Here is a 26,518-nt window from a genome sequence, read left to right as displayed (position 1 = left end):
CGACGCTATCGCCCGGCCTCCGGGCCCGCCCCATCGGCCGGATCTCCTGCCGCTTCGCCGGCCTCTTCACCGGCCGCCGCTTCGGCCCGTTCGCCGGCGGGTTCGCCGGACTGCGGCTCGGGGGTTCCGGAGAGGGTGGGCTGTACGATCCGCATCGCATCCTTGAGCGCTTCGCGCTGCTCGGCGGACATCATGCCGAAGAAGGCGACAAGAGCGGCCGCGGGGTTGTCGCTGCGAGACCATGCTTCGTTCATCAGTGCGGCCGAGTAGGCGGCGCGGGTGGAGACCGCCGTATATCTATATGCGCGGCCGTCGACTTCCCTGCGCACCCAGCCCTTCTGATGGAGATTGTCCATTACCGTCATGACGGTGGTGTAGGCGATGGAGCGTTCCCGCTGAAGGTCCTCAAGGACTTCCCGCACGGTTACCGGACGGTTCCATTGCCAGACCCGTGTCATCACGGCGTCTTCCAGATCTCCCAATTGGCGGGGCACAATGTCACTTTAGTGCCAGATGCCTGAAATGACCGGTTTATTGGCGCGACAAAGGGCGCACGACTCCAGCGGAGTCGTGCGCCCTTCGTGTGCTGCGGGGTGGCGGGGTCAGACGCCGTCGGCCCGCGGAGCCTGCTGGACGGACTCGGCGCGGCCGATCGCCAGGTCCACGGCCGCGTCCTCCTTGGTCTTGTTGGGACCGCCCTGACTCTTGACGATCGTCACGACGAGGCCGATGAAGAAGGCGGCCATCACCACGGGGGGCAGGAGCGCGGATACGTAGTCCATGCCGTCCAGAGTAACGAGGCCGGTACGGGCTTCCGCGCCGCCCCTCCCGAGAGGCCCTATCCCGCGGCGCGTTGCTGCGGCGGCGGGACCGGACGGCGGCGGGGCGGGAAGACCTCCGAGGGCTTCGGCGCGGGGCGCCCGGCCGGCCGGGTGGGCCGGGCGGGTTCCGCCGGGGCCTTGGGCCGTTCGGGTTCCGCGTCGGCGGCGGCCCGGCCGCCGGGCAGGGCGAGGAGCCGGCTGCGCGGCGCGGGGGCCTTCGCCGACACGGCGCGTCCAGCGAGGCGGGCCCGTACCGACCGCTCCGCGAGCACCTGGCAGCGCTCCAGGAGCGCCGCGGCCACCGGCCTGTGGCGCAGGGCGCGCAGCGCGGCGAGGTCGTCGGGGCCGGGGTCGTATCCGCCCGCCAGGGCGTCCTGGAGCAGCTCCAGGTAGCCGCTGACGGAGCCGGGGAGGGCGTTGCGGTAGCGGACGAGATCGGCGAGGAGGAACGTGCGCAGCCGTCCCGCCTCGCCGACCGCCTCGTCCACGGCACCGGCCAGCCGCAGACAGTCCTGGACGTCCTCGTCCGGCAGGGGCATGGGGTGGAGGGCGATGGCGAGGGCACGTCGGAGCACCCGCAGCTCGTCCGCGCTGAACGCCATGCCGCCGCGTGATCCGTATGGCGTGGGCATAACGCGACAATACGTGCTAAATGGACAATATCGGCTTAGCTGGCCGTCGGCGGCGCGGCGGCGGCGCACCGCCACCGCGAGCCGTTCCCGCAGGTACGGCCGGTATCCGCTACATCCGGGACACGTTCCGCTCGTACACCAGGCGCAGGCCGATGAGGGTGAGCCAGGGCTCGTGCTCGTCGATGACGGAGGACTCGCCCAACACCATCGGCGCAAGGCCACCCGTCGCGATGACGGTGACGTCCTCCGGGTCGGCCGCCAGCTCCTTCTTCATCCGCGCCACGACGCCGTCGACCTGGCCGGCGAAGCCGTAGATGATGCCCGACTGCATCGCCTCGACCGTGTTCTTGCCGATCACGCTGCGCGGCCTGGCCAGCTCGATCTTGCGGAGCTGGGCGCCCTTGACGCCGAGCGCCTCGACGGAGATCTCGATGCCGGGGGAAATGACACCGCCGGTGTACTCGCCCCGGGCTGAGACCGCGTCGAAGGTGGTGGCCGTGCCGAAGTCGACGACGATCGCCGGACCGCCGTACAGCTCGGCGGCGGCGGCCGCGTTGATGATGCGGTCCGTGCCGACCTCCTTCGGGTTGTCCATCAGGATCGGCACGCCGGTCTTGATGCCCGGCTCGACGAGTACGGCGGGGACGTCGCCGTAGTAGCGGCGGGTCACCTCGCGCAGCTCGTGCAGGACGGCCGGGACCGTGGAGCAGATCGCGATGCCCTCGATGCCGTCGCCCAGTTCCATGCCGAGCAGCGGGTGCATGCCCATCAGGCCCTGGAGCAGCACGGCGAGCTCGTCGGCGGTGCGGCGGGAGTCGGTGGAGATCCGCCAGTGCTCGACGATCTCATCGCCGTCGAACAGGCCGAGGACGGTGTGGGTGTTGCCGACGTCGATGGTGAGCAGCATCAGACGTCGGCCCCGTCGGTGTCGCGGAAGTCCAGGCCGATGTCGAGGATCGGCGAGGAGTGGGTGAGCGCGCCGACGGCCAGGTAGTCGACTCCCGCCTCGGCGTAGGCGCGGGCGGTGTCCAGGGTGAGCCGGCCGGAGGACTCCAGGACCGCGCGGCCGCCGGTCAGGGCGACCGCCTCGGCCGTCTGGAGCGGGGTGAAGTTGTCCAGCAGGATCAGGTCGGCGCCCGCGTCGAGCACCTCGCGGACCTGCTGGAGGGTGTCGACCTCGACCTCGATCGGTACGTCCGGGAACTCGTCCCGTACCCGCTTGAATGCCTCGGCCACGCCGCCCGCCGCGATGACGTGGTTGTCCTTGACCAGCGCCGCGTCCGACAGCGACATCCGGTGGTTGACGCCGCCGCCGCAGCGCACCGCGTACTTCTCCATGGCGCGCAGGCCCGGGGTGGTCTTGCGGGTGTCGCGGACCTTGGCCTTGGTGCCTTCGAGGACATCGGCCCAGGCGCGGGTGGCGGTCGCGATGCCGGAGAGCCGGCACAGCAGGTTGAGCGCGCTGCGCTCGCCGGTGAGCAGGTCGCGGGTGCGGGTGGTGACGGTCAGCAGCTTCTGGCCGGGGGCGACCCGGTCGCCGTCCTCGACGTGGCGCTCGACCGCGAACTCTTCCGTGCAGACGATGGACAGGACGGCCTCGGCGATGCGCAGACCGGCCACTACGCCCGCCTCACGGGCGGTGAAGTCACCGGTGGCCACGGCGTCCTCGGCGACGGTCGCGACGGTGGTGACGTCCACCCCGCCGTCCAGGTCCTCCTCGATGGCGACGTGCGCGACATCCTCGACCTGGACCGGGTCCAGGCCCGCGTCGGCGAGGAGCTGGGCGAGGGCGGGGTCGAGGCCGCACTCCAGCGCGTCGAACTCGTCACCTCCGCAGCCGCAGCCGTCCCCGCAGCCGCCCGCGGACGGTGCGGGCGCCCCGATCCGGACCAGCGGTACGTCCACGGGTGTGGGGCGCGGATTCTCTTCGGGCGTGCTCACGGTTACGGCTCCTCGGTGACATCGGCGGGGTGGGTGGGGGATGCTGCTGCGCAGTCTGGTCCCTGCGCGGGGCGTACGGGCCCGAATGCCTCGGTCTCCGTCCGACGGAGGACCGGGACGCGCTCCGGCGTGAGCCGGACGACGAGGTGGCGGCGCCAGTTCTCGTCGTCGCGATCGGGCCGGTCCTCGCGCCAGTGGCAGCCGCGGGTCTCCTCGCGCTGCCGGGCGGCGGCGACCAGGACGCGCGAGACGAGCAGCAGGTTGGTGACCTCCCACGCCTCGACGCCGGGCACCGCGACCTTGGGCTCGTCCGCCTCCACGGCCAGGGCGGCGCTGTCGTGGAGGGCCTCCAGCTCGTCGGCGGCGGCAGCCAGGCTCTCGGCGGAGCGCAGCACTCCGGCGCCCCGGGTCATGATGCGCTGGATCGTGGACCGGGCCTCCGGGGCGATCAGCGGGGAGGGCGCATGGCCTTCGCCGGTCTCCGGGGCGCCCGCGCCGGGCCTCTCCTCGACGATGTCCGCCGCGATGCGCTCGGCGAAGACGAGGCCCTCCAGGAGGGAGTTGGACGCCAGCCGGTTCGCGCCGTGCACGCCGGTGCAGGCGACCTCGCCGCAGGCGTACAGGCCGGGCACCGTGGTACGTCCCCGCAGGTCGGTGCGGATGCCGCCGGAGGCGTAGTGCGCGGCGGGGGCGACCGGGATCGGTTCGGTGACCGGGTCGATGCCGTGGGCGCGGCAGGCCGCCAGGATCGTCGGGAAGCGCTGCTCCCACATCTCGGCGCCGAAGTGGCGGGCGTCGAGATACATGTGCTCGGCGCCGAGCAGCTCCATCCGGCGGGTGATGGCCTTGGCGACGATGTCGCGCGGGGCCAGCTCCGCCAGCTCGTGCTGTCCGAGCATGAAGCGGGTGCCGGACGCGTCGACGAGATGGGCGCCCTCGCCCCGTACCGCCTCCGAGACCAGCGGCTGCTGGCCCTCGGAGCCGGCGCCGAGAAAAAGGACCGTCGGGTGGAACTGGACGAACTCCAGGTCGGAGACCTCGGCGCCGGCCCGCAGCGCCAGCGCCACGCCGTCGGCGGTGGAGACCGCAGGGTTGGTGGTGGCGGAGAAGACCTGGCCCATGCCGCCGGTGGCGAGGACCACCGCGGGGGCGCGGACCGCTCCGACGCCGTCGTGCTGGCCCTCGCCCATGACGTGCAGCGTGACGCCCGCGGTACGGCCTTCGGCGTCGGTGAGGAGGTCCAGTACGAGCGCGTTCTCCACGGTGTGCAGGGCGGCCTCGCGGACCGCCTCGACCAGGGTGCGGGAGATCTCGGCGCCCGTGGCGTCGCCGCCCGCGTGGGCGATGCGGCGGCGGTGGTGGCCGCCCTCACGGGTCAGCGCGATGTCGCCGCTCTCCGTGGTGTCGAAGTGGGCGCCGGTCCCGATCAGCCGGCGCACCGCGTCCGGGCCCTCGGTGACCAGCATCCGGACCGCCGCCTCGTCGCACAGGCCGACGCCCGCGACCAGGGTGTCGTCCAGGTGCTGCTCGGGGGTGTCGCCCTCGCCGAGGGCGGCCGCGATGCCGCCCTGCGCCCAGCGGGTGGAGCCGTCGTCCAGGCGGGCCTTGGTGACGACGACGGTGGCGAGGCCCGCGGCCGCGCAGCGCAGCGCGGTGGTGAGACCGGCCACGCCGGAGCCGACCACCACGACGTCGGCGTCGAGGGACCAGCCGGGGGCGGGGGCGGTCAGCCGTATTCCGGTCACGTGGTGGCTCCGAAGGTCAGCGGGATGTTGTCGATGAGCCGGGTCCTGCCGACCCGAGCGGCGACGGCGAGGATCGCCTCACCGGTGGTGCGGTCGTCGGGGATCTCGGTGAAGTCGGCCGGGTCCACGAGCGCCAGGTAGTCCAGGGCGAGCGGGGGCTGCGCGGCCGCCGCGTCGTCGAGGATCAGGAGTGCGGCCGCCCGTACCGCGGAGGGGCCGTCGACCGGGCGGGCCAGGGCCACCGCCTGGGTGTCGGCGGCGGCGCGGGCCTCGCCGAGCGCGGTGAGCGCGGCGGCCCGGCCGGTGGTGGCCGAGGTGGTCTGGGCGCGGGCGTGCAGCGCCTGCTGGGCGGCGAGCCGGTCGCGGGCGGCGAACAGGGCCCGGGACAGGGCGAGGGCGGTGTGCCGTTCCTCCGCGTCCAGGAAGCGGTTGCGGCTGGAGAGCGCGAGGCCGTCCGGCTCGCGGACCGTCTCCACGCCGGCGATCTCCACGGGGAAGTTCAGATCGCGCACCATGCGGCGGATCAGCGCCAGCTGCTGGGCGTCCTTCTGCCCGAAGAACGCGACATCGGGGCGGGTGAGGTGGAGGAGTTTGGCGACGACGGTGAGCATGCCGTCGAAGTGTCCGGGGCGCGAGGCCCCTTCGAGCCGCTCGCCCATCGGCCCCGCGGAGATCCGGACCTGCGGCTCGCCGCCGGGATAGACCTCCTCGACGGACGGCGCGAAGACCGCGTCCGCCCCGGCGGCGCCCGCCACGGCGAGGTCGGCGTCGAGGGTGCGGGGGTAGCGGTCCAGGTCGGCGGCCTCGCCGAACTGGAGCGGGTTGACGAAGACGGTGACGACCACCTGGCCGTCGGGGCCCGCCGCCGCGCGTGCGGCGCGGACCAGGGTGGCGTGGCCCTCGTGCAGGGCGCCCATGGTCATGACGACGGCCCGCACGCCCTTGAGCGGGGCGAACGCGCCGAGCTCGGCCGCGGTACGGAGCAGGGTGGCCGCGGGCTGGGCTGCGGCGGGTGTCTGCGGCTCGGCGGGCTTCCTGGGCGCGGTGGGCGTCCTCGGCGCGGTGGGGCGGGGGGTGCCGGGCGTGCCGGTCGTGTCGGTCATCGGGGCTCCTGTGATCCGGTGCCGTCCGTGGTGCCGGGCCCGGTGCCGTCGGCCAGGACCCCGAGGAGGTCCTCGGCCAGCTCCGGCTTGAGCATGCCGTGGGCGAGCGCGCGGTCGGCGGTGGCGCGGGCCATCGCCACGTATCCGGCCACGGCCTGCGGGGCGTGCCTGCGCAGCTCGCCGATGTGCGCGGCGACCGTACCGGCGTCGCCGCGGGCCACCGGGCCGGTCAGCGCGGCGTCGCCGGAGCGCAGGGCGTTGTCGAGTGCGGCGCCGAGGAGGGGGCCGAGCATCCGGGCGGGGGCGGTGACCCCGGCCGTGCGCAGCAGCTCCATCGACTGGGCGACCAGGGTGACCAGGTGGTTCGCGCCGAGGGCGAGCGCCGCGTGGTAGAGCGGGCGGGACTCCTCCGCGATCCATTCGGGCTCGCCGCCCATCTCGATGACCAGTGCCTCGGCCGCGAGCCGCAGCTCCTCGGGGGCGGTCACGCCGAAGGAGCAGCCGGCCAGCCGCTGGACGTCGACGGTGGTGCCGGTGAACGTCATCGCCGGGTGCAGCGCGAGCGGCAGGGCGCCGGCCCGCAGCGCCGGGTCCAGGACGGCGGTCCCGTACCGCCCCGAGGTGTGGACGATCAGCTGTCCCGGCCGCACCGCGCCGGTCTCGGCGAGGCCCTCGACCAGGCCGGGCAGGGCGTCGTCGGGGACGGTCAGCAGCACCAGCTCGGCGCGCGCGAGGACCTCGGCGGGCGGCACCAGCGGTACGTCGGGCAGCAGTGCGGCCGCCCTGCGCACGGAGGCGTCGGAGACGCCGGACACGGCGACCGGCCGGTGCCCGGCGAGCTGGAGCGACGCGGCCAGAGCGGGGCCGACACGGCCCGCGCCCACGACGCCGACCGTGAGGCGGGCGGGGCGGTCCCTGGCTTCGAGGGGGTCATTGGGGGCTGTTGCATTCACGCGGCGATGGCCTTCCGTTCCAGTCCGCGGGGGGTACCGGACGATTTCTCTGCATGCTACGCCAGCGTTTCGTCCGGGCTCCGGGCTGTCCACAGCCTGTGGGAAAGTCCGGGCGGGGTGTGCGACCCCGGGCCGGGGGCACCCGTAAATCGTGCGGGTCCGGGCCGCGCGCTGCGTGATGATCGTCCCATGACAGAGACAGCAGACACGGACGAGCTGCGCATGGCGGACACGGGCACGCGGTCGCGACCGGAGGCGCAGGAGGACCCGCGAGAGGAATCCCGGGAGGACGCGCAGCGGCTGCGCAGGATCAACGCCTGGGCCGCGGCCGAACGGGTCCTGATCCGGCCGCCCATGAACCTCTCGCTCGGGGAGCGGCTGGCCGCGCTGGCGTCCGGGGCCGGGTCCGTCACCGATCTCGACCGCCCCGCGGACATCTACGGCGACGGCGTCGTCGCCGAGCTGGAGGAACGGATCGCGGACCTGCTGGGCACGGAGGCCGCGGCGTTCTTCCCGACCGGGACGATGGCGCAGCAGGTCGCGCTGCGGTGCTGGGCCGGGCGGACCGGCAACCCCACGGTGGCGCTGCACCCGCTCGCCCATCCCGAGGTGCACGAGCGCGGCGCGCTGGAGGCGGTGAGCGGGCTGCGTACCGTCCACCCGACGTCCGCACCCAGGCTGCCCACGGCGCAGGAGATCCGCGACTTCGACGAGCCGTTCGGCACGTTGATGCTGGAGCTGCCGTTGCGCGACGCCGGTTTCGTCCTGCCGACGTGGGAGGAGCTGGAGGACGTGGTGGCGGCCGCGCGGGAACGCGACGCGGTGGTGCACATCGACGGCGCGCGGCTCTGGGAGTGCGCCCCCCACTTCGGGCGGGAGCTGCCGGAGATCGCGGCGCTCGCGGACAGCGTGTACGTGTCGTTCTACAAGACCCTGGGCGGAATCTCCGGGGCCGCGCTGGCCGGTCCGGCCTCGCTGATCGAGGAGGCCCGCACCTGGCGCCACCGGTACGGCGGGCAGGTCTTCCAGCAGTTCCCGGCGGCGCTCGCGGCCCTGATCGGCCTCGATCAGGAGCTGCCGGAGCTGGCTTCGTACGTGGCGCAGGCGAAGGTGGTGGCGGGGGCGCTGGCCGAGGGCTTCTCGGCGGCCGGCACCCCGTGGTTCCGGGTGCATCCGGAACCGCCGCACACGCACCAGTTCCAAGTGTGGCTGCCGTACGGGGCCGACGCGCTGACCGAGGCGGCGGTGCGGCAGGCGGAGGAGACGGGCGTGTCCCTCTTCCGCAAGTGGTACCCGGCGGCCGCCGGACCGCCCGGACTGTCGTTCACCGAGGTGACGGTGGGCCGCGAGGGGCTGGAGTGGACCGCTGACGACGTACGGGAGGCTGTGCGGGAGTTCGTGGAGCGGCTGGTCTAGCGGGATCCCGCCGGGCCGGCGGAGGAACGGCCGGAAGCGCCGCAACCGCCGGTTCCCCGGCTCCGGGCGAGCAGCGCCCGCAGCGCGGCCCGCCGGCGGCCGCGCGCCGGGCGGCCCGCGATCACCGCTTCGAAGCGGCGCCGGTCGCGGGCCTCGCGCACCACTCCCCAGTCGTGCCGGCCCGGCAGCGGCGGCGGCACTTCTCCCTGCTGGGCCGCGCGATAGCTGTCGATCATGTGCTGCTGAATGGCGTCCATGGCCTCAGAGTGGGCCGGTCCCGGCGCCGCCCGCCCGCCGATTGACTGCCACCGTCAAATGACGCGATGCCTCCCGCGGGCACCCCGCACTATGGAGGGGTGAGCGTGCACATCGACATCGCCGGGCTGGCGCCCGACCGCATCGTCTTCGAGACCTCCCCCCTCGCCGAGCTGGGGCTGGCCCTGCACGCCCTCTCCGAGCCGGGGCACCACCCGGGCCTGCACGGCTGGGCGACGGCGACCGCCAGCGCACTGGAGCCGGACCTCGCCGACCGGCTGCACGAGGCCGACTTCCTGTGGCGCCACACGTTCTCCGACGTCTTCATGGCCTTCGCCGGAGTCCGCGGCGGCGACGGCAGGACGGGCGCGAACCTCGCCGAGGACCTCGACATCCTCGACCGGCTCGACGACGAGCGGTTCGCCGCCGCCGCCCTGGAGTTCACCTGCACCAGCCTGTACGGACGCGGCGCGCCCTCCCCGCTCACCGATCCGACGATGCGCGCCCGCACCCTGGACATGGCGGCGGCGCGCGGCCCCCGGCAGGTGGAGTTCGCCCAGCGGCTGCTGGCCGATCCGGCCCCGGTGCGGGCCTGGGTGCGGCGCCTGTTCGAGGACTGCGACCGGGCGTTCTTCGCGGACACCTGGCGCCGGGTCCAGGTCCAGCTGGCCGCCGACGCCCGGCACAAGAACGACGTGCTGCGGCGCAAGGGGCTCGGCGAGGCGATGGCCGCGGTGTCCACGGCGCTGAGCGTCGACGAGGCCGGGACCAGGATCAGCGCCGACAAGCTCAGCGAGGGCCGCACCAGCGCCGTCGGCGGGCTGACGCTCATCCCGTCCACCTTCGGCTGGCCCCACCTCAACCTGCTGCACGCGCCGGGCTGGCGCCCGGTGATCCACTACCCGGTGCACCAGCCCGAGCTGCCCTCCCCCGCCTCCGTGGAACTGCTCCAGCTGCGCATGGAGGCGCTGGCCCACCCGATGCGGATGCGGCTCTGCCGCCATCTCGCCCGCTCCGCGCACACCACGGGCCAGCTCGCCGACACGCACGGCATCACCGCGCCCGAGGTCTCCCGGCATCTCGCGGTGCTGAAGAAGGCGGGCCTGGTCATCACCCGGCGGCGCGGCCGGTACGTGCTGCACCAGCTGGACCTGACCTCGGTGGCACGGCTCGGCAGCGACTTCCTGGAAGGCATCCTGCGCTGACCCGCCGCCGGGCCGCCCCGGCCAGGGGTTGGACCGACCCGCCGCCGGGCCGCCCCGGGCGCGGCCCGGGTCAGACCGACCCGCCGCCGGCCCGGACCAGCCCCGTCTCGTACGCGAGGACCACGACCTGCACCCGGTCGCGCAGGCTCAGCTTGGTGAGGATGCGGCCCACGTGCGTCTTCACGGTCGCCTCGGAGAGCACCAGGCGCGCCGCGATCTCACCGTTCGACAGGCCCTGGGCGACCAGCAGCATCACCTCGCGTTCGCGTTCGGTGAGCCGGGCGATGTCCTTGTGCTGCGGTTCACTGTTGCCGCTCGGCAGCATCGGGGAGAAGCGGTCGAGCAGCCGGCGGGTGGTGGACGGGGCGACGACCGCGTCACCGCTGTGCACGGAGCGGATGGCGGCGAGCAGCTCGCCGGGCGGCACGTCCTTGAGCATGAAGCCGCTGGCCCCGGCCTTCAGCCCGGAGAAGGCGTACTCGTCGAGGTCGAACGTCGTCAGGATCAGCACCTTGGGCGCGTCCGGCTGCGCGCAGATGCGCCGGGTGGCCTCGACCCCGTCCAGCCTCGGCATCCGTACGTCCATCAGCACCACGTCGACGGCGGTGGAGCGGAGGTTCTCGATCGCCTCCGCGCCGTCGCCCGCCTCGGCCACGACCTCCATGTCCGGCTGGGCGGCGAGCACCATCCGGAAGCCGGTGCGCAGCAGCATCTGGTCGTCGACGAGCATCACGCGGATGGCCATGAGGTGTCCTGTCTCCTGTCTGGTACGACGTCTGCCCGATACGGCGTCTGTCCGGTGCGGCGTCGGCTCCGACGCCCGGGGGTCCCAGGGTCTTTCGTTTGGATCATGCCGGGCTCGCGGGCTGATCCGGCCTGATCCAAACGAAAGACCCTAGTGGGCCGGCTTGAGCGGCAGCAGCGCGCTGATCCGGAAGCCGCCGCCGGGCCGCGGCCCGGCGTCCAGCGTGCCGCCGACCATGCCGACCCGCTCACGCATCCCGATCATTCCGTGGCCCGCGCCGTCGGCGCCGCCGTCCTCGTACAGTTCGTGCGCCGCGCCCCGCCCGTCGTCCTCGATCAGCAGTCCGAGCCCGTCGTCGAAGTAGACCAGACGCACGCTGGCCCCCGCGTCCGGGCCGCCGTGCTTGCGGGTGTTGGTCAGGGCCTCCTGCACGATGCGGTACGCGGTCAGCTCGACCCCGCTGGGCAGCGGGCGCGGGGTGCCCTCGATCTTGAAGTCGACGGCCAGGCCGGCCTGCCTGACCTGGTCGATCAGGTCCTCGATCTGGTCCACGTCCGGCTGCGGGACGTACTCCCCGCTCTCCTGCGCGTCGCCCGTCCGCAGCACCCCGAGCAGCCGCCGCATCTCGGCGAGCGCCTGCCTGCCGGTGCTGGAGATGGTCTCCAGGGCCTGCTTGGCCTGGTCGGGGGCGGCGTCCATGACGTACGCCGCACCGTCGGCCTGCACCACCATCACCGACACGTTGTGCGCGACGACGTCGTGGAGTTCACGTGCGATCCGGGCCCGCTCGGCCGCCACCGCCACCTTCGACTGCGCCTCGCGCTCCCGCTCCAGCCGGGCGGCGCGCTCCTCCAGCTGATTGAAGTAGGCGCGCCTGGTCCGCATCGAGTCGCCGAGCACCCAGGCCAGCACGAACGGCACGGTCAGCACGATGACGACGAAGGTCTGCTGGGCCCAGCCGCCCTGCGGTGCCTCCTGCGGCCATCGCAGCGTGGACAGACCCGCCGCGCCCAGGCTGCAGACCAGCGCGAGCCGGGACGCCCAGCGCTCCCCGACGGTGGCCACGGTGAAGACGATCACCAGCATGGCGAAGTTCGCGACACTGGGTCCGACCCCGGTGACCAGTTGCGCCACGCCCATCGCGATGGCGAGCAGCAGCATCTTCTCCGGTGCGCGCCGGCGCAGCGCGACGACGACGCAGAGGCCGAGGGCGATCGGAACGGCGGCGACGTGCCCCGCTCCGACGCTCGGGGCACCCACCGTGGACATGCCGAAGAGCCCGAGGAGGACGACGGCCCAGAAGCAGTCGACGCCCGTCGGGTGTCTGCGGATGAAGTCGTAGAGGCGCTGCACGTAACCCAGCGTAGGGACAGGCGAGGGTCGCCCGGGTCAGCCGAAGGGCCGATCCGGCTCCAGGGACCGTACTCCCCAAGGTGGAGACTTGGACAGGTGACGGATGAGTGGCGTGGGTGGCAGGTGGCGGCAGAGACCGCTTTGTACGGGGACGGGGGGTTCTACCGGAGCCCCGAAGGGCCGGCGGGCCACTTCCGTACCTCTGTCCACGCGTCCCCGCTCTTCGCCGCCGCCGTCGCCCGGCTGCTGGTCGAAACGGCCCGGGAGCTGGGCACCGGATCGGTCGACCTGGTGGACGTGGGCGCCGGCCGGGGCGAGCTGCTGACGGGGGTGCTGGCGGCGCTGCCGGCCGCGGGCGGCGACGGCCTGGCCGTACGGGCGTACGCCGTGGAGCTCGCCGCCCGTCCGCCCGGTCTGGACGCCCGGATCGAGTGGTGCGCCGAACCGCCGCCGCGCACGTACGGCCTGCTGTTCGCCAACGAGTGGCTGGACAACGTCCCGACCGATATCGCCGAGACCGACGCGGACGGCGTCGACCGGTACGTCCTGGTCCGGGACCGGGACGGTACGGAACGGCTGGGCGAGCCGGTGACCGGGGCGGACGCCGAGTGGCTGCGCCGCTGGTGGCCGTCGGCCGGTCCTGGCGGCCGCGCGGAGATCGGCCGCCCCCGCGACGAGGCCTGGGCGCGGGCGGTGGCCACGCTGGCCGGGGGGCTCGCCGTGGCGGTGGACTACGCCCATGTGCGCGAAGCGCGGCCCCCGTTCGGCACCCTGACCGGCTTCCGGGGAGGCCGCGAGGTCCGGCCGGTGCCGGACGGCAGCTGCGACCTCACCTCGCACGTGGCGCTGGACTCCTGCGCGGCGGCCGGGTCCTTCGCCGGTGCGCCGCCCGAGCTGCTGAGCCAGCGCGAGGCGCTGCACCGCCTCGGCGTCGGCGGCGAACGCCCACCCCTGGCCCTGGCGTCGACCGACCCGGCCGGCTACGTGAGGGCGCTCGCCTCGGCGGGCGAGGCGGCGGAGCTGACGGCCCGCGGCGGCCTCGGCGACTTCGGCTGGCTGATGCAGCGAAGGGGCTGAGACCGGCCGCCGGGCGACCGGGTACGGGGTCCGGGCACGGCCACCGGGCGGCCGGGGGCGGGGTCCGGGGCGGGGCCCTGGTGCGTTCGCGCGATACTGGCCGCATGACGGAGACGACGGTCGGCATCGGCGGCGCGGCGGAGAGCACCGACATGGTGCTCAACATCGGCCCGCAGCACCCCTCCACCCACGGCGTGCTCCGACTGCGCATCGTCCTGGACGGCGAACGCATCCAGCACGCCGAGCCGGTCATCGGCTACATGCACCGGGGCGCCGAGAAGCTGTTCGAGGCCCGCGACTACCGGCAGATCGTGATGCTCGCCAACCGCCACGACTGGCTCTCGGCGTTCTCCAACGAGCTGGGCGTCGTGATGGCCGTGGAGCGCATGCTCGGCATGGAGGTCCCGGAGCGCGCGGTCTGGACCCGCACCCTGCTCGCCGAGCTGAACCGGGTCCTGAACCATCTGATGTTCCTCGGTTCGTACCCGCTCGAACTCGGCGGGATCACCCCGGTGTTCTACGCCTTCCGCGAGCGCGAGGAGCTCCAGGCCGTGATGGAGGAGGTCTCCGGCGGCCGGATGCACTACATGTTCAACCGCGTCGGCGGCCTCAAGGAGGACCTCCCGGCCGGATGGCTCGGACGGGCCCGGGACGCCGTCGCCTCGGTCCGGTCCCGGATGGACGTCTACGACGACCTGGTGCTCGGCAACGAGATCTTCCGGGGCCGCACCCGCGACGTGGGCGTGCTGTCCGCCGGGACCGTGCACGCGTACGGGGTGTCCGGGCCGATCGCCCGCGCCTCGGGCGTCGACTTCGATCTGCGGCGCGACGAGCCGTACCTCGCGTACGGCGAACTCCAGGACACCCTGAAGGTGGTCACCCGCACCGAGGGCGACTGCCTGGCCCGCTTCGAGTGCCTGCTGGAGCAGACGCACAACTCCCTGGACCTCGCGGACGCCTGCCTGGACCGGATGGCCGGCCTGGCCCCCGGCCCGATCAACCAGCGGCTGCCCAAGGTGCTGAAGGCCCCCGAGGGCCACACCTACGCCTGGACCGAGAACCCGCTCGGCGTCAACGGCTACTACCTGGTGTCCAAGGGCGAGAAGACCCCGTACCGGCTGAAGCTCCGCTCCGCCTCGTACAACAACATCCAGGCGCTCACCGAGCTGCTGCCGGGCACGCTGGTCGCCGACATGGTCGCGATCCTGGGCTCGCTCTTCTTCGTCGTCGGCGACATCGACAAGTAGCCGACGGCGGCCCCGGGGGCCGTCGTCGGCTACCTGCCTAGGAGATCGCGCTGCGCAGCTCCACCACGTCCAGCTGCTCGGTCTCGTCGTGCGCGGTCAGGTCGATGACCTCGCCGACGGCCTGCTTATCGGCCTTGCCCGTGCGGTGCGCGGCCAGCGCCTCCTCGCCCACCACGTCGGCGAGGTCCTCGTTCTGCACGGACTCGATCGCGGCGCGCGCCGCCTTCTGCGTCCCGAAGAAGTCGAAGCTGCCCTGCGGCACCGGATGGCGGCGGGAGGCCGTGTACGGGGCGACGGCGGTGGCGGCCGGTGCGGTGCGTGCCGGGGGCAGCGCGGCGGGCGGGCGGGGCGCGGGCAGCGGCGTCGGCGGGCGCAGGTGCTGCGCGCCGGTCCTGTCCTCGGCCGCGGCGTGCTTGCCCCGCTGGTCCTCCGCCTCCCGGGACCGCTCGGCGAGATCACGCTTCCTGGCCTGCTCGGCGGTGCGGCGCGCCTCCTGGAGCGCCCCGTTGCGGGAGAGGTCCTCCAGCGCCTGGGCGGCCCGCAGATAGGCGGCGGGCGTCGGGGTGGAGCGGGCGGCGGGCAGCTCCCGGGGTGTGGCGGCGGCTTCGAGCGCGAGCTGCCTGCGGCCCTCCAGCGCGCTGGCCCGCTCGGTCTCGGCGGTGGCGTACCGACGCAGCAGCGCGGCGTGCTCGCCGCGCAGGTTGGCGAGCTCCACGCGCTTGCGGCGCAGCTTCGTCTCCAGCCTGGTGCGCAGCTCCCGCGACTCCTCCAGGTCGGACTCCAGCTCGGCGATCCGCTCCTCGGCCCGCCACTCGTCCCCGGCGCGAGCCCGCGTCAGCTCAGCGACCCGGCGGCCGGCCTCCCGGTCCCAGCTGCGCATCAGATACGCACCGGTCACGGCGGCGGCTGCGGCGGCGGCCGCCAGACCGCGCAGGACCAGGGGTTCGGCGAGCAGCCAGGTGCTTCCGGCACAGAGGACCGAGACTCCGACGACTGCCGACGGCGGAAGGATTCTGTGCAGAGGTGGCGAATGGCGATGACGTCCACGTGGCATGGCCTGAAATTTACCGTGTGTACGGGGCACTTGGGGGGCCGCCCGGCAATCTGTTCCCTCCCGGTTACCTGACGGCCCCCATTCCCCCCGATTCCTACTTCTCGATGAGGCTCTTCGAGCGCAGATACTCCTTGGCCACATCCGCGGGCTTTGCGCGCTCCGCGTCGACCTTGCGGTTCAGTTCCGCGAGATCTTCGGTGGTGAGCGCCTTGGTGAGCTTGCCGAGCGCGTCGGCAATGTCCTGCGAACCGGCGTCCTCGGCATTGAGGACCGGCAGCACGTTGTCGGCGTTCTGGAGCTTCTTGTCGTCCTCCAGGAACACCAGGCCGTAGCTGTCCAGCACCGCGTCCGTGGTGGTGGTGAGGACCAGCTGGTCCTTGCCGTCCTCGACCGCCTGCTTGGACTGCGGCGTACCGACTCCCTTGGGGTCGATTCCGGTGACGTCGATGCCGTACGTCTTCTTCAGACCGGGTGCGCAGAACGGCCGCACCTCGCACTCGTCACCCGCCGCGATCTTCACCGCGACCTTCGACCTGCCGAGGTCCGAAAGGGTCTTGAGCTTGTTCTTCGCGGCGAATTCCTTCGTCACCGCGAAGGCGTTCTGGTCGACGGCCGCACCGGCCGGGAGCACCTTCAGTCCGCGCGGGGCAGCGAGCTTCTCCAGCGCGGCGACGGTGGCCGCCGTGTCACCGGAGGCGACCGGCGCCTTCTCGGCCTTCTTCGCGCCGTTCACCTTGGCATTGAGGAATTCGGCGATCGTCGCGGCGTATTCGGGGACGACATCGATCTCGCCCTTCTCCAGGGACGGCTCGTACAGTTCCCGGTTCGCCACCGTGGTGATCGAGGTGCTGTATCCGGCGTCGCCCAGGATCTGCGCGTACAGCTCCGCGAGCACCTTGGACTCGGTGAAGGAGGCCGCGCCGACGACGAGCGACCCCTTCTTGCCGGAGCCCGAGCCGCCGGCGGATGCCGAGCCCGCCTTGTCCTTGTCCTTCTCCAGGCTGTCGCCGCCGCAGGCGGCGAGCGAGCCGGCCAGCGCCACCATGCCTATGACCGCGCCGGCCATGCGCGAGGTCTTGCTCATTGTTGTTCTCCGTCCACAGCAACAGGTCTGAAATCCGAATGGGATGGGATCCGGGAATCGGGGGCCGGAGGCTCCGCCCGGCCGTCACGCGCCGTCAGGCCGTCCGGCGGCGGCGCAGCGGTGACAGCAGCCGGTCCAGGCCCACCAGCACCGCCTCCACGAGCAGCGCGAGCACGGCGACCAGCACCGCCCCCGCGACCACCTGCGGTGTGTTGTACGTGTTGAACCCGGCGGTGATGATCCGGCCGAGGCCGCCCTGACCGACCATCGCGGCGATCGTCGCCGTGGCGACCACCTGGACCGCGGCGGAGCGCAGCCCGGTCATGATCATCGGGTAGGCCAGCGGCAGTTCGACCCGTACGAAGAGCTGCCGCCCGGACATCCCCATGCCGCGCGCCGCCTCCGTCACCGACCGGTCGACCTCCGTCATCCCGACGTAGGCGTTGGTCAGCAGCGGCGGCACGGCGAACAGCACCAGCGCGATGACGGTCGGCACATATCCGGCGTTGCGCAGCGGCGAGACCATGAAGAGGGCCAGCACCGCGAAGACCGGGACCGCCCGCCCCACATTGGAGAGGTTGACCGCCAGCGCGCCGCCCTTCCCGATGTGACCGAGACAGAGCGCGACCGGCAGCGCGATCGCGCACGCCAGGGCGAGCGCGACGCCGCTGACGTAGAGATGCTCACCGAGCCGGTGGGCCGCCCCGCTCTCCCCCGACCAGTTCGCGCCGGTGGTGAGCCAGGTCCAGGCCTCGCCGAGAACTCCCATGGGTCAGACCGCCTTTGCCACGGCGTCCGCGCTCGTGTGCGCGGCACGTATTCGGGTCCAGGGGGTCAACAGCCGCTGCACACCGAGCAGCAGCAGATCCGCGACGACCGCGAGCAGCACGCACAGGACCGAGGCCGTGAGCACCTGGGCCTTGAAGAAGCTGGGGAGCGCGTCGCCTATGAGGTTGCCGAGGCCGCCCCTGCCGATGATCGAGCCGACCGTCGTCAGTGCGATCGTCGACACCGTGGCGATGCGCACGCCCGCCATCAACGCGGGTATCGCCAGCGGCAGTTCGACCTCCCACAGCAGCCGGACCGGCCCGTACCCCATCCCCTTCGCGGCTTCCTTCGCCTCCTGGGGAACGACTTCGAGGCCCGCCAGGATGTTCCGCACGAGGATGGTCAGCGAATACAGCACCAGGCCGGTGACCACCAGTGCGGCGGAGAGCCCGAACAGCGGCAGCAGCAGCGAGAACATGGCGAGCGAGGGCACGGTGTAGAGCACCGTGGTCAGCCCGAGCACCGGTCCGGCGAATCGGCGGCCGCGGCGCGCGAGCAGCGCCAGCGGAAAGGCCACCAGAAGTCCGATCACCACCGATACCGCGGTGATCCAGATGTGCTGGACCGTCGCATCGGTCAACTCCTGGCTGCGGGAACGCAGATACGCCCCGCAGATCCAGTCGTTCGTCACCAGGCAGTTCTGTCCCGCGGCCATCCGTCCCCACCTCCCGGTCACCGTCTCGTACGTATGTATGGGCGACCCTATCCTCGACCACTGACAATCGCGGGGGCCGTTGTATTTCAGCAACACGTCCTTCACAGAACACGCGTCACAATGGGGAACCATGATCCGTTTCGAGCACGTCACCAAGCGGTACGCGGACGGCACCACCGCCGTCGACGACCTTTCCTTCGAGGTCGCCGAGGGTGAACTGGTCACGCTCGTCGGACCGTCGGGGTGCGGCAAGACGACCACCATGAAGATGGTGAACCGGCTGATCGAACCGACCGAGGGGCGGATATTCCTCGACGGGGACGACATATCCGCCATCGACCCCGTCCGGCTGCGCCGCCGTATCGGATATGTGATCCAGCAGGTGGGGCTCTTCCCGCACCGTACGGTCCTGGAGAACACCGCGACCGTTCCTCATCTCCTGGGCTGGAAACGGGGAAAGGGACGCGAACGCGCGGCGGAACTCCTCGACCTTGTCGGACTTGATCCTTCCGTTTATGGCGACCGCTATCCGGAACAGCTCTCCGGCGGTCAGCGCCAACGCGTCGGGGTGGCAAGGGCACTTGCCGCGGACCCGCCGGTCCTGCTGATGGACGAGCCTTTCGGCGCGGTCGACCCGGTCGTCCGTGAACGGCTGCAGAACGAATTCCTGAAACTTCAGGAACAGGTCCGTAAAACCGTCCTGTTCGTCACGCACGACATCGAGGAAGCGGTCCGGCTCGGCGACCGGATCGCCGTCTACGGGCAGGGTTCCATCGAGCAGTTCGACTCCCCGGCCACCGTGCTCGGCGCGCCCGCCACCCCCTATGTCGCGGACTTCGTCGGCGCCGACCGCGGCCTCAAGCGGCTCTCCGTCACCCCCATCGAGGAGGGCGACCTCGACCAGCCGCCCGTCGTCCACCTCGACGACTCCTTGGCAAAGGCGACCGAGCGGCTGCGGGCCGAGGGCGCGCGCTGGGCCGTCGTGCTGGACGGCCAGGACAATCTGCACGGCTGGATCCCGGCCGACGGAGCCGGAGCCGATGCCAAGGCCGGAGCCACCAGCACCGTGCGCGCGCACGCCCGCCGGATGGAGGCCTGGCTGCCCGTCGGCGCCCCGCTCAAGCAGGCGTTCGCCACCATGCTCCAGCACGACGCGGGCTGGATCGCCGTCATCGACGCGGAGAGCACCGGCCGGTTCCTCGGCGTGCTCACCCCGGCCCGGCTGCACGAGGCGCTGCGCCGCTCGATCGACGCGGACGCCCAGGACGTACCGCGCACCGAAGCGGCGGTCGAGACCGTGGAGAGCGTCGGCAAGACGACCGCCACCGGGTAGAGCCAGGGGGCCGGGGCCGCGTCAGTTCTCGCTGAGCCGGCTGCTCATCCAGTCCAGCGCCGAAGGGATCTCCCGCCGCCAGGTGTTGAAGTTGTGCCCGCCGCTGTCGAGCACGATCGAGGAGACCTGGGCGGGCGACTTCACCTTGGAGATGAACCGCTGCGTGGAGCGGTAGTTCCCCTCGCCGTGCCGGGACGTCGTGACCAGGAAGGACGCGTCGGGCTGCTTCGGCATGTGGTCCAGGGTCCACATCAGATCGGCGCGGTCACGGGCCCGTTGGTCGCCCTGGAAGAGGTCACCGGTCGTCGGGTCCTCGGCCGCCTTGTAGTACGCGGAGAGCCCGACGCTCGCGGTGAACCGGTCCGGGTGGTGGAGGCCGATCTTCAACGCGCAGTAACCACCGGTTGAATTGCCCATGATGCCCCAGTTGTGGGCCAGCCTGCCGACCCGGTACACCTCCGAGACCACGTTCGGCAGGTCCTCCGCGAGGAACGTCTCGGTCTGCGGCCCGCCCTTGATGTCCACGCACTCGGTGTCCCGCGGCGGCGCCAGCGTCGGCCGCAGCATCACCAGGATCATCGGCTGCGCCTTGCCCGCCTTCACCCGGTCGTGCGCGGTCCGCGGATAGTCGAGGCCCTTCAGGAGGTTCTCCGGGATTCCCGGATAGCCGGTGAGGACCACCACGGCGGGGAACTTCCGGTGCGCGAACGCCGGCTGGAAGTACTCGGGCGGGAGGTACACGTACGCCGAGCTCTCTATCCCCGACCGCCGGCCCGAGATCACGACCTTGTCGATCCGCCCGCTCTTCACCGGCTGCGAGGCGCCCGGCACGTCCGGCAGCTGCATCCCGACCCGGACGATGTTCTTGGCCGCCAGCGTCCCGGCCGCGTGGTCCGTGACGACACCCAGATCCTGCTTCTGGCCGAGCAGGTCGGCCCACGACCCGTAGAAGAGGAAGGAGTTGTTGGCCAGCAGACCGACCGAGGAGAAGACCATCACCTGGGTCGCCAGCAGCAGGCCGACCCTGCCCAGCACCGCGCGCACGCTGCGGCGGGCCAGCCGGGGCCAGAGCCAGATCGTGGCGGCGAAGGACACCACGGCCAGCCCGATGACCAGGCCCAGGAACACATTGCCGGTAAGGCCCATGGGGGTGAGCTTTCTTGTCTGGAAATTTCCGGTTCTCGGGTGAACCCCGGCCCCGGAAGCCTCGTCCTACAGGTCGCACATCGTCCGGAGGGCCACGGCCGAAGGACTCAAGAATCTCTCGCGGAACCACGGGAAGCGATGTCTGTCACGCTAGATGGGGATAATTCGGGATCGGTTCCGGGCCCTGTACGCAAGTTCGCGCGCGGCCCGAGCCCCGTACGCAAGTTCCTGCGCGGCCCGACCCCTGTACGCAAGTTCGTACGCGGCCCGCGCCCCGAATCCGTACCGACGCTGGTCGGTACCGCCTGCACCGTCGTCGGCCTGATCGATGTCGCCGCGGGCGTCTTCCCGCGCTTCCGGCACAGCCGGATGCACACCCTCGCCGAGGTACTGCCCGGCGCCCTCGGACCGTTCGCCGCCGCGCTCTCGCTGAGCGCGGGCGTCCTGCTGCTGCTGCTCGCCCACGGCCTCAAGCGGCGCAAGCGGCGGGCCTGGCGGGCCGCCGTCGTCCTGCTGCCGGCCGGTGCGCTGGCGCAGTTCACCTACCGGCACTCGGTCATCGGCACGCTCGTCTCGCTGGCGCTCTGCCTGCTGCTGGTCCGCAACCGCGGCGAGTTCGCCGCGCTCCCCGACCCCCGGAGCCGCTGGCGGGCGCTGGCCAACTTCGTGCTCCTCGGCGCGGGTTCGCTGGCCCTCGGGCTCGTCGTCGTCAGCGCGCACCCCGGCCGGGTGGTCGGGAGCCCCAGCATCGCCGACCGGCTCCAGCACGTGCTGTACGGAATGCTCGGCTTCGAGGGGCCCGTCGAGTACGCCGGCGACACCTCCTGGACCGTGGCGTACTCCCTGGGCGCCCTCGGTCTGCTCACCGCCGTCACCACCATCTACCTCGCCTTCCGCCCCGAGCACCCGGCCGCCCGCCTCACCGAGGACGACGAGGTCCGGCTGCGCGCCCTGCTGGAGAAGCACGGCGGCCGCGACTCGCTCGGCCACTTCGCGCTCCGCCGCGACAAGGGTGTCGTCTTCTCCCCCAGCGGCAAGGCCGCCGTCTGCTACCGCGTGGTGTCCGGGGTGATGCTGGCCAGCGGCGACCCGATCGGCGACGTGGAGGCCTGGCCGGGCGCCATCGAACGGTTCATGGACGAGGCCAGGGCCCACTCCTGGACCCCGGCCGTGATGGGCTGCGGCGAGACCGGCGGCGAGGTCTGGACCCGCGAGACCGGGCTCGACGCCCTGGAACTGGGCGACGAGGCGGTGGTGGACGTCGCGGATTTCTCGCTCGCCGGGCGCGCGATGCGCAACGTACGCCAGATGGTGAAGCGCATTGAACGGCTCGGCTACGAGACCCGGGTCCGGCGCGTGAGCGAGATCGGCGAAGCCGAACTGGCCCGCATCCGCCGGGCCGCCGACGACTGGCGCGGCACCGACAACGAGCGCGGCTTCTCCATGGCGCTGGGCCGGATCGGTGACCCGGCCGACGGGGACTGCGTCATCGCCACCGCCCACAAGGCCGACGAGCACGCCGGCGACTCCCCCTACGGCGATCTGAAGGCCGTGCTCCACTTCGTCCCGTGGGGCCACGACGGCATGTCCCTCGACCTGATGCGCCGCGACCGCTCCGCCGATCCCGGCATGAACGAACTGCTGATCGTCGCCGCCCTCCAGGCGGCCCCCCAGCTCTCCGTCGAACGCGTCTCGCTGAACTTCGCGATGTTCCGCTCGGCACTCGCCCGGGGCGAGAAGCTGGGCGCCGGACCGGTGCTGCGGACCTGGCGCGGACTGCTGATCTTCCTGTCGCGCTGGTTCCAGATCGAGTCGCTGTACAAGTTCAACGCCAAGTTCCGCCCCCGCTGGGAGCCCCGCTTCGTCGTCTACCGCACCGCCCGCGACCTGCCCCGCATCTCCCTCGCCGCCATGCAGGCGGAGGGCTTCGTGAGCCTCGCGCTCCCCCGCCCCTTCGCCCGCCGCTTCCCGGCCCCCCGGCCCCGCCCCTGCGCCCACACCACGGCACCCGGCCGGGAGCAGCACGCGCGCGCGGCGTAGCTCCGCTCCGTACGGGGCCTACGCTGGTCGCATGAGTACGTTGCGTGGACGAGGCACGGTCCAGGGCCTTCCGGAGTGGGACCGCTGCGCGGTCATGGGTGTCGTGAACGTGACCCCGGACTCCTTCTCCGACGGAGGGCGCTGGTTCGACACCACGGCCGCGGTCAAACACGGCCTCGACCTGGTGGCCCGGGGCGCCGACCTGATCGACGTCGGCGGCGAGTCGACCCGCCCCGGCGCCAGCCGGGTGGACGCGTCGGAGGAGCTGCGGCGCGTGGTCCCGGTGGTCAAGGGCCTGGCGTCCGAGGGGGTCACGGTCTCCGTGGACACCATGCGGGCCCGGGTCGCCGACGAGGCGGTCGCGGCCGGTGCCGTCCTGGTCAACGACGTGAGCGGCGGCCTCGCCGACCCCGACATGGTCCGGGTCGTCGCCGCGGCCGGTGCCCCCTTCGTGGTGATGCACTGGCGCGGCTTCAGCGAGTCCATGAACAGCCGGGCGGTGTACGGGGACGTCGTCGCCGAGGTCGTCGCCGAGCTGCGGGAACGGATGGACGCCGTGGTCGCGGGCGGTATCGCCCCGGAACGGATCGTGATCGACCCCGGTCTCGGCTTCGCCAAGGACGCCGCCCACGACCTCGCCCTGGTCGCCCACCTCGACGAGCTGCGCGCCCTGGGCCGCCCGCTGCTGGTCGCCGCCTCCCGCAAGCGCTTCCTCGGCCACGTACTGGCCGGCGAGGGCGCCGCACCGCCGCCCGCCCGCGAACGCGACGCCGCCACCGCGGCGATCTCCGCCCTGTCCGCCCACGCGGGCGCCTGGGCCGTCCGGGTCCACGAGGTCCGGGCCACGGCCGACGCCGTACGGGTCGCCCGCGCCGTCGAGGGAGCTTCGTGAGCGGGCCCCGCGACGAGCACGCGGAGGCGGCCGCCGACATCGCGGCCGTCGAGCAGGCCAACACGGCCTTCTACGAGGCGATGGAGCGCGGCGACCTGGAGGAGCTCTCCGGGCTCTGGCTGCCGGGCGAGGACCTCACCGTCTCCTGCGTCCACCCGGGCTGGCCGGTGCTGACCGGCCGCGGCGAGGTGCTGCGCAGCTACGCGCTGATCATGGCGAACACCGAGTACATCCAGTTCTTCCTGACCGACGTCGGGGTCTCGATGACCGGTGACACGGCCCTGGTGACCTGCACGGAGAACATCCTCAGCGGCGGCCCGGCGGAGGACGGCAACGCCCTCGGCCCACTGGTCGGCCAACTCGTCGTGGCCACCAATGTGTTCCGGCGCACACCCGACGGCTGGAAGCTCTGGTCCCACCACGGCTCGCCCGTACTGACCGAAACCGGTGACGAAGAGGACGAAGAGACCCCCTCCTGACCTGCCGGCCGGGTGGCCGCGCCCCCGATCGGGGTTGGAACGGGGCAGTGCGGGTATACGCGGCTACCAGTCCGTGAGGCCGCGTCCACGGCCCCCGCGGGCGAGCACTGTCGGTGCTCGCAGGTAGATTCGAAAGAGAGCACCTCGCCGTCCGCACGCGGCCCCGTGTCTCTACGACCAACGACAGCAGGAGTGATTCGCGTGGATCGTGTCGCGCTGCGCGGCCTCAAGGCCCGTGGGCACCATGGCGTCTTTCCCAAGGAACGGGAAGAGGGCCAGACCTTCATCGTGGACCTGGTGCTCGGCCTGGACACCCGCCCCGCGGCAGCCTCCGACGACCTGACGAAGACCGTGCACTACGGCGTCGTCGCGGAGGAAGTCGTCGAAGTGGTGCAGGGCGACCCCGTCGACCTGATCGAAACGCTCGCGGAGCGCATCGCCCAGCAGTGCCTCAAGCACGAAGGAGTCCAGGAGGTGGAGGTCGTGGTGCACAAGCCGGATGCGCCGATCACCGTCCCCTTCGACGATGTGACCATCACCATCACCCGGAGCCGAGTATGACTGCGTTTTCCACCGAAGGGCAGAGCGACCCGACCGTCCAGCCGGTGCCCGCCTCCGTGGTCGAGCAGGTCGACGCGGCGGACGTCACCCTCTCCAACCCCAAGCGCGCCGTGATCTCCCTGGGCTCCAACCTGGGCAACCGCCTGGAGACCCTCCAGGGCGCCATCGACGCGTTGGAGGACACCCCCGGCCTGCGGGTCAAAGCCGTCTCCCCGGTGTACGAGACTGAGCCGTGGGGCGTCGCCCCCGGCTCCCAGCCCTCGTACTTCAACGCGGTGATCGTCGTGAAGACGACGCTCCCCCCGTCCTCCCTCCTGGAGCGCGGCCAGGCCGTCGAGGAGGCCTTCGACCGGGTCCGCGAGGAGCGCTGGGGCGCGCGCACCATAGACGTCGACATCGTGGCGTACGCGGACGTCGTCTCCGACGACCCGGTGCTCACCCTCCCCCACCCCAGGGCCCATGAGCGGGCCTTCGTCCTCGCCCCGTGGCACGACGTCGACCCCGAGGCCCAGCTGCCCGGCGCCGGTCCCGTCGCGGAGCTGCTGGCCGGAGTCGGCCGGGACGGCGTGCTGCCCCGCGCCGATCTGGAACTCCGCCTGCCCGAGTAGTCGTTAGGCTCGACGGAAACTGACCACTGGCGGCGAAGGGCGGATCACTCGGTGAAGCAACTCAGGCTCGGGGTACTGGCCGGCCTCTTCGCCGCTGCCGGGGTGCTCTCCTGGGGCGGCGCCCGCCTCTGGGACTCCCTGGGCAGCCTGCCGAGCGTTCCCCTCGCCGCGCCGATCGTGCTCGCGGTGATCGCCGTCATCCTGCTGGCGACGGCGCTCTCCGTCCGTTCCCGGCTGCGCGCCCAGCGCGAGCGCCGGCCGGGAGCCAAGGGCATCGAGCCCCTGATGGCGGCCCGCGCGGTCGTCTTCGGCCAGGCCAGCGCCCTGGTCGTCTCCCTGGTCTCCGGCATGTACGGCGGCATCGGCGTCTTCCTGCTCGGCTCCCTCGACATCCCGGCCCGCCGCGACCAGGCCATCTACGCGGGCTTCGCCGTCCTGGCGGGCATCGCCGTGGTCGCCGCGGCCCTCTGGCTGGAGCGCATCTGCAAGCTCCCGGAGGACGAGGACAACGACAGGAGCTCGGCGGCCGCGTAGGGCCACCGAGCTCCTGTGGTGAGGCTGCTTCCGGGTCCGAATCCGGGTCCGTTCAGCGCGCCATGATCAGGCTCATCGCCTCGGCACGCGTCGCGGGGTCACGGAGCTGTCCGCGCACCGCCGAGGTCAGCGTCTTGGCCCCCGGCTTGCGGATCCCGCGCATCGACATGCACATGTGCTCGCACTCGATGACGACGATGACCCCGCGCGGCTCCAGGATCTCCATCAGGGACTCGGCGACCTGCGTGGTCAGCCGCTCCTGGACCTGCGGGCGGCGGGCGTAGACGTCGACCAGCCGGGCCAGCTTGGAAAGACCGGTGATCTTGCCGGTGGTCGCCGGGATGTACCCGACGTGTGCGACGCCCCTGAACGGGACCAGATGATGTTCACAGGTGCTGAACACTTCGATGTCCTTGACCAGCACCATCTCGTCGTGACCGAGGTCGAACGTGGTCGTCAGGACGTCCTCGGGCTGCTGGTGGAGGCCTGCGAATATCTCCTTGTACGCCCGCGCCACCCGCCCCGGCGTCTCGCGCAGTCCCTCGCGGTCCGGGTCCTCGCCCACCGCGATGAGGAGTTCGCGTACGGCGGCCTCGGCCCGCTTCTCGTCGAAGTCGCCGATCGGACCCTGGCCGTCCAGCGTCACCGGGTCGGTCATCTGTGCCTCGTTCCTCTGAGCTGTCACCCGCGCCATACCTCCGCACGGGCGTACGAAAAAGCCGCGCCCCCACAGGCTAGAACCTGTGGGGGCGCGGCTTCCATTCCGGGCCCGGCGCGACCCCCGTGAAAGGGGCCACACCGGGGAACGGGA

At 72.3% G+C, this 26,518-nt stretch carries 28 protein-coding genes; 11 read left to right on the top strand and 17 right to left on the bottom strand.

The annotated features are described in order from the left end of the window. Nucleotides 1-5: 5 nt before the first annotated feature. The 8 genes from ACFYY7_RS30385 to ACFYY7_RS30350 form a co-directional block, all read right to left on the bottom strand. On the bottom strand, nucleotides 6-494 hold the full coding sequence (locus ACFYY7_RS30385) for a BlaI/MecI/CopY family transcriptional regulator (protein WP_351254580.1): 489 nt from the start codon (nucleotides 492-494) through the stop codon (nucleotides 6-8). A gap of 108 nt (nucleotides 495-602) precedes the next feature. Beyond that, the gene (locus ACFYY7_RS30380) at nucleotides 603-782 is read right to left on the bottom strand and encodes a hypothetical protein (protein WP_388666546.1); all 180 of its coding nucleotides are present in this window, start codon (nucleotides 780-782) and stop codon (nucleotides 603-605) included. Between the two features lie 56 nt (nucleotides 783-838). After that, nucleotides 839-1,423, bottom strand: a complete 585-nt coding sequence (locus ACFYY7_RS30375; protein ID WP_388666652.1) for a hypothetical protein — start codon at nucleotides 1,421-1,423, stop codon at nucleotides 839-841. A gap of 139 nt (nucleotides 1,424-1,562) precedes the next feature. Beyond that, entirely contained in the window at nucleotides 1,563-2,360 is a 798-nt protein-coding gene (locus ACFYY7_RS30370; protein WP_388666543.1) for a type III pantothenate kinase, read from the bottom strand. Next, a complete protein-coding gene (gene nadC, locus ACFYY7_RS30365; RefSeq protein WP_388666541.1) occupies nucleotides 2,360-3,394 on the bottom strand; it encodes a carboxylating nicotinate-nucleotide diphosphorylase in 1,035 nt (344 codons plus the stop codon). Before nadC ends, ACFYY7_RS30370 begins: the two co-directional genes overlap by 1 nt. Nucleotides 3,395-3,396: 2 nt before the next feature. Further along, nucleotides 3,397-5,139: an L-aspartate oxidase gene (locus ACFYY7_RS30360; protein WP_388666539.1), complete on the bottom strand. Its 1,743-nt coding sequence runs from the start codon at nucleotides 5,137-5,139 to the stop codon at nucleotides 3,397-3,399. Then, nucleotides 5,136-6,242, bottom strand: coding sequence for a pantoate--beta-alanine ligase (gene panC, locus ACFYY7_RS30355; protein ID WP_388666536.1), 1,107 nt, complete (start codon nucleotides 6,240-6,242; stop codon nucleotides 5,136-5,138). Before panC ends, ACFYY7_RS30360 begins: the two co-directional genes overlap by 4 nt. Further along, nucleotides 6,239-7,195, bottom strand: a complete 957-nt coding sequence (locus ACFYY7_RS30350; protein ID WP_388666533.1) for a Rossmann-like and DUF2520 domain-containing protein — start codon at nucleotides 7,193-7,195, stop codon at nucleotides 6,239-6,241. The genes panC and ACFYY7_RS30350 overlap by 4 nt, the downstream gene beginning before the upstream one ends. A 189-nt stretch (nucleotides 7,196-7,384) precedes the next feature. On the opposite strand from ACFYY7_RS30350, the gene ACFYY7_RS30345 reads away from it, so the two are divergent. Beyond that, complete coding sequence (locus tag ACFYY7_RS30345) at nucleotides 7,385-8,611, top strand: threonine aldolase family protein (RefSeq protein WP_388666530.1); 1,227 nt, start codon at nucleotides 7,385-7,387, stop codon at nucleotides 8,609-8,611. On the opposite strand, the gene ACFYY7_RS30340 is transcribed toward ACFYY7_RS30345, so the two are convergent. Then, nucleotides 8,608-8,868 (bottom strand): hypothetical protein, encoded by a 261-nt coding sequence (locus ACFYY7_RS30340; protein ID WP_388666527.1) that lies wholly within the window; start codon nucleotides 8,866-8,868, stop codon nucleotides 8,608-8,610. The two genes, ACFYY7_RS30345 and ACFYY7_RS30340, sit on opposite strands and share 4 nt — an antisense overlap. A 105-nt stretch (nucleotides 8,869-8,973) precedes the next feature. Here ACFYY7_RS30340 and ACFYY7_RS30335 point away from each other — a divergent pair, with 105 nt between their 5' ends. Continuing rightward, nucleotides 8,974-10,071, top strand: a complete 1,098-nt coding sequence (locus tag ACFYY7_RS30335) for a DUF5937 family protein (RefSeq protein WP_388666650.1) — start codon at nucleotides 8,974-8,976, stop codon at nucleotides 10,069-10,071. Nucleotides 10,072-10,141: 70 nt separating this feature from the next. Here the strand turns inward: ACFYY7_RS30335 and ACFYY7_RS30330 are convergent, their stop codons facing one another. Beyond that, on the bottom strand, nucleotides 10,142-10,816 hold the full coding sequence (locus tag ACFYY7_RS30330; RefSeq protein WP_351254564.1) for a response regulator transcription factor: 675 nt from the start codon (nucleotides 10,814-10,816) through the stop codon (nucleotides 10,142-10,144). Nucleotides 10,817-10,966: 150 nt separating this feature from the next. After that, on the bottom strand, nucleotides 10,967-12,169 hold the full coding sequence (locus ACFYY7_RS30325) for a sensor histidine kinase (RefSeq protein WP_388666524.1): 1,203 nt from the start codon (nucleotides 12,167-12,169) through the stop codon (nucleotides 10,967-10,969). A 96-nt stretch (nucleotides 12,170-12,265) separates the two neighbouring features. On the opposite strand from ACFYY7_RS30325, the gene ACFYY7_RS30320 reads away from it, so the two are divergent. Then, the gene (locus ACFYY7_RS30320) at nucleotides 12,266-13,246 is read left to right on the top strand and encodes an SAM-dependent methyltransferase (protein ID WP_388666521.1); all 981 of its coding nucleotides are present in this window, start codon (nucleotides 12,266-12,268) and stop codon (nucleotides 13,244-13,246) included. A 104-nt stretch (nucleotides 13,247-13,350) separates the two neighbouring features. Then, entirely contained in the window at nucleotides 13,351-14,493 is a 1,143-nt protein-coding gene (locus tag ACFYY7_RS30315; RefSeq protein ID WP_388666518.1) for an NADH-quinone oxidoreductase subunit D, read from the top strand. Between the two features lie 37 nt (nucleotides 14,494-14,530). Here ACFYY7_RS30315 and ACFYY7_RS30310 read toward each other — a convergent pair whose 3' ends face one another. The 4 genes from ACFYY7_RS30310 to ACFYY7_RS30295 all read right to left on the bottom strand — a co-directional run bounded on the left by ACFYY7_RS30310 (nucleotide 14,531) and on the right by ACFYY7_RS30295 (nucleotide 18,114). Then, on the bottom strand, nucleotides 14,531-15,547 hold the full coding sequence (locus ACFYY7_RS30310) for a hypothetical protein (protein WP_388666515.1): 1,017 nt from the start codon (nucleotides 15,545-15,547) through the stop codon (nucleotides 14,531-14,533). 94 nt (nucleotides 15,548-15,641) lie between these two features. Then, nucleotides 15,642-16,631: an ABC transporter substrate-binding protein gene (locus tag ACFYY7_RS30305; RefSeq protein ID WP_388666512.1), complete on the bottom strand. Its 990-nt coding sequence runs from the start codon at nucleotides 16,629-16,631 to the stop codon at nucleotides 15,642-15,644. Nucleotides 16,632-16,725: 94 nt separating this feature from the next. After that, nucleotides 16,726-17,400, bottom strand: a complete 675-nt coding sequence (locus tag ACFYY7_RS30300; protein ID WP_376628344.1) for an ABC transporter permease — start codon at nucleotides 17,398-17,400, stop codon at nucleotides 16,726-16,728. 3 nt (nucleotides 17,401-17,403) lie between these two features. Continuing rightward, the gene (locus tag ACFYY7_RS30295) at nucleotides 17,404-18,114 is read right to left on the bottom strand and encodes an ABC transporter permease (protein WP_388666508.1); all 711 of its coding nucleotides are present in this window, start codon (nucleotides 18,112-18,114) and stop codon (nucleotides 17,404-17,406) included. 130 nt (nucleotides 18,115-18,244) lie between these two features. Between ACFYY7_RS30295 and ACFYY7_RS30290 the strand changes: the two genes are divergently transcribed. Next, the gene (locus tag ACFYY7_RS30290) at nucleotides 18,245-19,447 is read left to right on the top strand and encodes an ABC transporter ATP-binding protein (RefSeq protein WP_388666505.1); all 1,203 of its coding nucleotides are present in this window, start codon (nucleotides 18,245-18,247) and stop codon (nucleotides 19,445-19,447) included. Nucleotides 19,448-19,468: 21 nt separating this feature from the next. Here ACFYY7_RS30290 and ACFYY7_RS30285 read toward each other — a convergent pair whose 3' ends face one another. Continuing rightward, nucleotides 19,469-20,593 (bottom strand): alpha/beta hydrolase, encoded by a 1,125-nt coding sequence (locus ACFYY7_RS30285; RefSeq protein ID WP_388666502.1) that lies wholly within the window; start codon nucleotides 20,591-20,593, stop codon nucleotides 19,469-19,471. A gap of 138 nt (nucleotides 20,594-20,731) precedes the next feature. Between ACFYY7_RS30285 and ACFYY7_RS30280 the strand changes: the two genes are divergently transcribed. From ACFYY7_RS30280 to ACFYY7_RS30255, 6 genes are all read left to right on the top strand, one after another. Next, nucleotides 20,732-22,633, top strand: a complete 1,902-nt coding sequence (locus ACFYY7_RS30280; protein ID WP_388666499.1) for a phosphatidylglycerol lysyltransferase domain-containing protein — start codon at nucleotides 20,732-20,734, stop codon at nucleotides 22,631-22,633. A 94-nt stretch (nucleotides 22,634-22,727) separates the two neighbouring features. Next, nucleotides 22,728-23,525: a dihydropteroate synthase gene (gene folP / locus ACFYY7_RS30275; protein WP_388666647.1), complete on the top strand. Its 798-nt coding sequence runs from the start codon at nucleotides 22,728-22,730 to the stop codon at nucleotides 23,523-23,525. Then, nucleotides 23,522-24,004, top strand: a complete 483-nt coding sequence (locus tag ACFYY7_RS30270) for a nuclear transport factor 2 family protein (RefSeq protein ID WP_266731884.1) — start codon at nucleotides 23,522-23,524, stop codon at nucleotides 24,002-24,004. The genes folP and ACFYY7_RS30270 overlap by 4 nt, the downstream gene beginning before the upstream one ends. A gap of 201 nt (nucleotides 24,005-24,205) precedes the next feature. Further along, nucleotides 24,206-24,565 carry a dihydroneopterin aldolase gene (gene folB / locus ACFYY7_RS30265; protein WP_266731883.1) on the top strand — a complete coding sequence of 120 codons (360 nt, stop codon included), beginning with the start codon at nucleotides 24,206-24,208 and terminating at the stop codon, nucleotides 24,563-24,565. Continuing rightward, nucleotides 24,562-25,173, top strand: a complete 612-nt coding sequence (folK, locus tag ACFYY7_RS30260) for a 2-amino-4-hydroxy-6-hydroxymethyldihydropteridine diphosphokinase (RefSeq protein WP_388666496.1) — start codon at nucleotides 24,562-24,564, stop codon at nucleotides 25,171-25,173. The genes folB and folK overlap by 4 nt, the downstream gene beginning before the upstream one ends. A 51-nt stretch (nucleotides 25,174-25,224) precedes the next feature. Further along, nucleotides 25,225-25,707, top strand: a complete 483-nt coding sequence (locus tag ACFYY7_RS30255) for a DUF3180 domain-containing protein (RefSeq protein WP_383712086.1) — start codon at nucleotides 25,225-25,227, stop codon at nucleotides 25,705-25,707. 52 nt (nucleotides 25,708-25,759) lie between these two features. On the opposite strand, the gene folE is transcribed toward ACFYY7_RS30255, so the two are convergent. After that, on the bottom strand, nucleotides 25,760-26,365 hold the full coding sequence (folE, locus tag ACFYY7_RS30250; RefSeq protein WP_388666493.1) for a GTP cyclohydrolase I FolE: 606 nt from the start codon (nucleotides 26,363-26,365) through the stop codon (nucleotides 25,760-25,762). Nucleotides 26,366-26,518 lie beyond the last annotated feature (153 nt).

The sequence above is a fragment of the Streptomyces sp. NPDC001933 genome, assembly GCF_042890955.1.
Classification (GTDB): Bacteria; Actinomycetota; Actinomycetes; order Streptomycetales; family Streptomycetaceae; genus Streptomyces.
Note: the sequence above shows the minus strand (reverse complement) of the source record. Positions and strands in the feature narration are given on the sequence as shown.

Excerpts from the sequence above, each read along its gene's own strand:
- panC (WP_388666536.1), bottom strand. The coding sequence starts at position 6,242 with ATGACCGACACGACCGGCACGCCCGGCACCCCCCGCCCCACCGCGCCG.
- ACFYY7_RS30315 (WP_388666518.1), top strand. The coding sequence starts at position 13,351 with ATGACGGAGACGACGGTCGGCATCGGCGGCGCGGCGGAGAGCACCGAC.
- ACFYY7_RS30370 (WP_388666543.1), bottom strand. The coding sequence starts at position 2,360 with ATGCTGCTCACCATCGACGTCGGCAACACCCACACCGTCCTCGGCCTG.
- ACFYY7_RS30300 (WP_376628344.1), bottom strand. The coding sequence starts at position 17,400 with ATGGGAGTTCTCGGCGAGGCCTGGACCTGGCTCACCACCGGCGCGAAC.
- ACFYY7_RS30280 (WP_388666499.1), top strand. The coding sequence starts at position 20,732 with ATGTCTGTCACGCTAGATGGGGATAATTCGGGATCGGTTCCGGGCCCT.
- ACFYY7_RS30345 (WP_388666530.1), top strand. The coding sequence starts at position 7,385 with ATGACAGAGACAGCAGACACGGACGAGCTGCGCATGGCGGACACGGGC.
- ACFYY7_RS30375 (WP_388666652.1), bottom strand. The coding sequence starts at position 1,423 with ATGGCGTTCAGCGCGGACGAGCTGCGGGTGCTCCGACGTGCCCTCGCC.
- folK (WP_388666496.1), top strand. The coding sequence starts at position 24,562 with ATGACTGCGTTTTCCACCGAAGGGCAGAGCGACCCGACCGTCCAGCCG.
- ACFYY7_RS30290 (WP_388666505.1), top strand. The coding sequence starts at position 18,245 with ATGATCCGTTTCGAGCACGTCACCAAGCGGTACGCGGACGGCACCACC.
- ACFYY7_RS30380 (WP_388666546.1), bottom strand. The coding sequence starts at position 782 with ATGGACTACGTATCCGCGCTCCTGCCCCCCGTGGTGATGGCCGCCTTC.
- folE (WP_388666493.1), bottom strand. The coding sequence starts at position 26,365 with ATGACCGACCCGGTGACGCTGGACGGCCAGGGTCCGATCGGCGACTTC.
- folP (WP_388666647.1), top strand. The coding sequence starts at position 22,728 with ATGGGTGTCGTGAACGTGACCCCGGACTCCTTCTCCGACGGAGGGCGC.
- ACFYY7_RS30295 (WP_388666508.1), bottom strand. The coding sequence starts at position 18,114 with ATGGCCGCGGGACAGAACTGCCTGGTGACGAACGACTGGATCTGCGGG.
- ACFYY7_RS30330 (WP_351254564.1), bottom strand. The coding sequence starts at position 10,816 with ATGGCCATCCGCGTGATGCTCGTCGACGACCAGATGCTGCTGCGCACC.
- ACFYY7_RS30310 (WP_388666515.1), bottom strand. The coding sequence starts at position 15,547 with ATGCCACGTGGACGTCATCGCCATTCGCCACCTCTGCACAGAATCCTT.
- ACFYY7_RS30305 (WP_388666512.1), bottom strand. The coding sequence starts at position 16,631 with ATGAGCAAGACCTCGCGCATGGCCGGCGCGGTCATAGGCATGGTGGCG.
- ACFYY7_RS30285 (WP_388666502.1), bottom strand. The coding sequence starts at position 20,593 with ATGGGCCTTACCGGCAATGTGTTCCTGGGCCTGGTCATCGGGCTGGCC.
- ACFYY7_RS30340 (WP_388666527.1), bottom strand. The coding sequence starts at position 8,868 with ATGGACGCCATTCAGCAGCACATGATCGACAGCTATCGCGCGGCCCAG.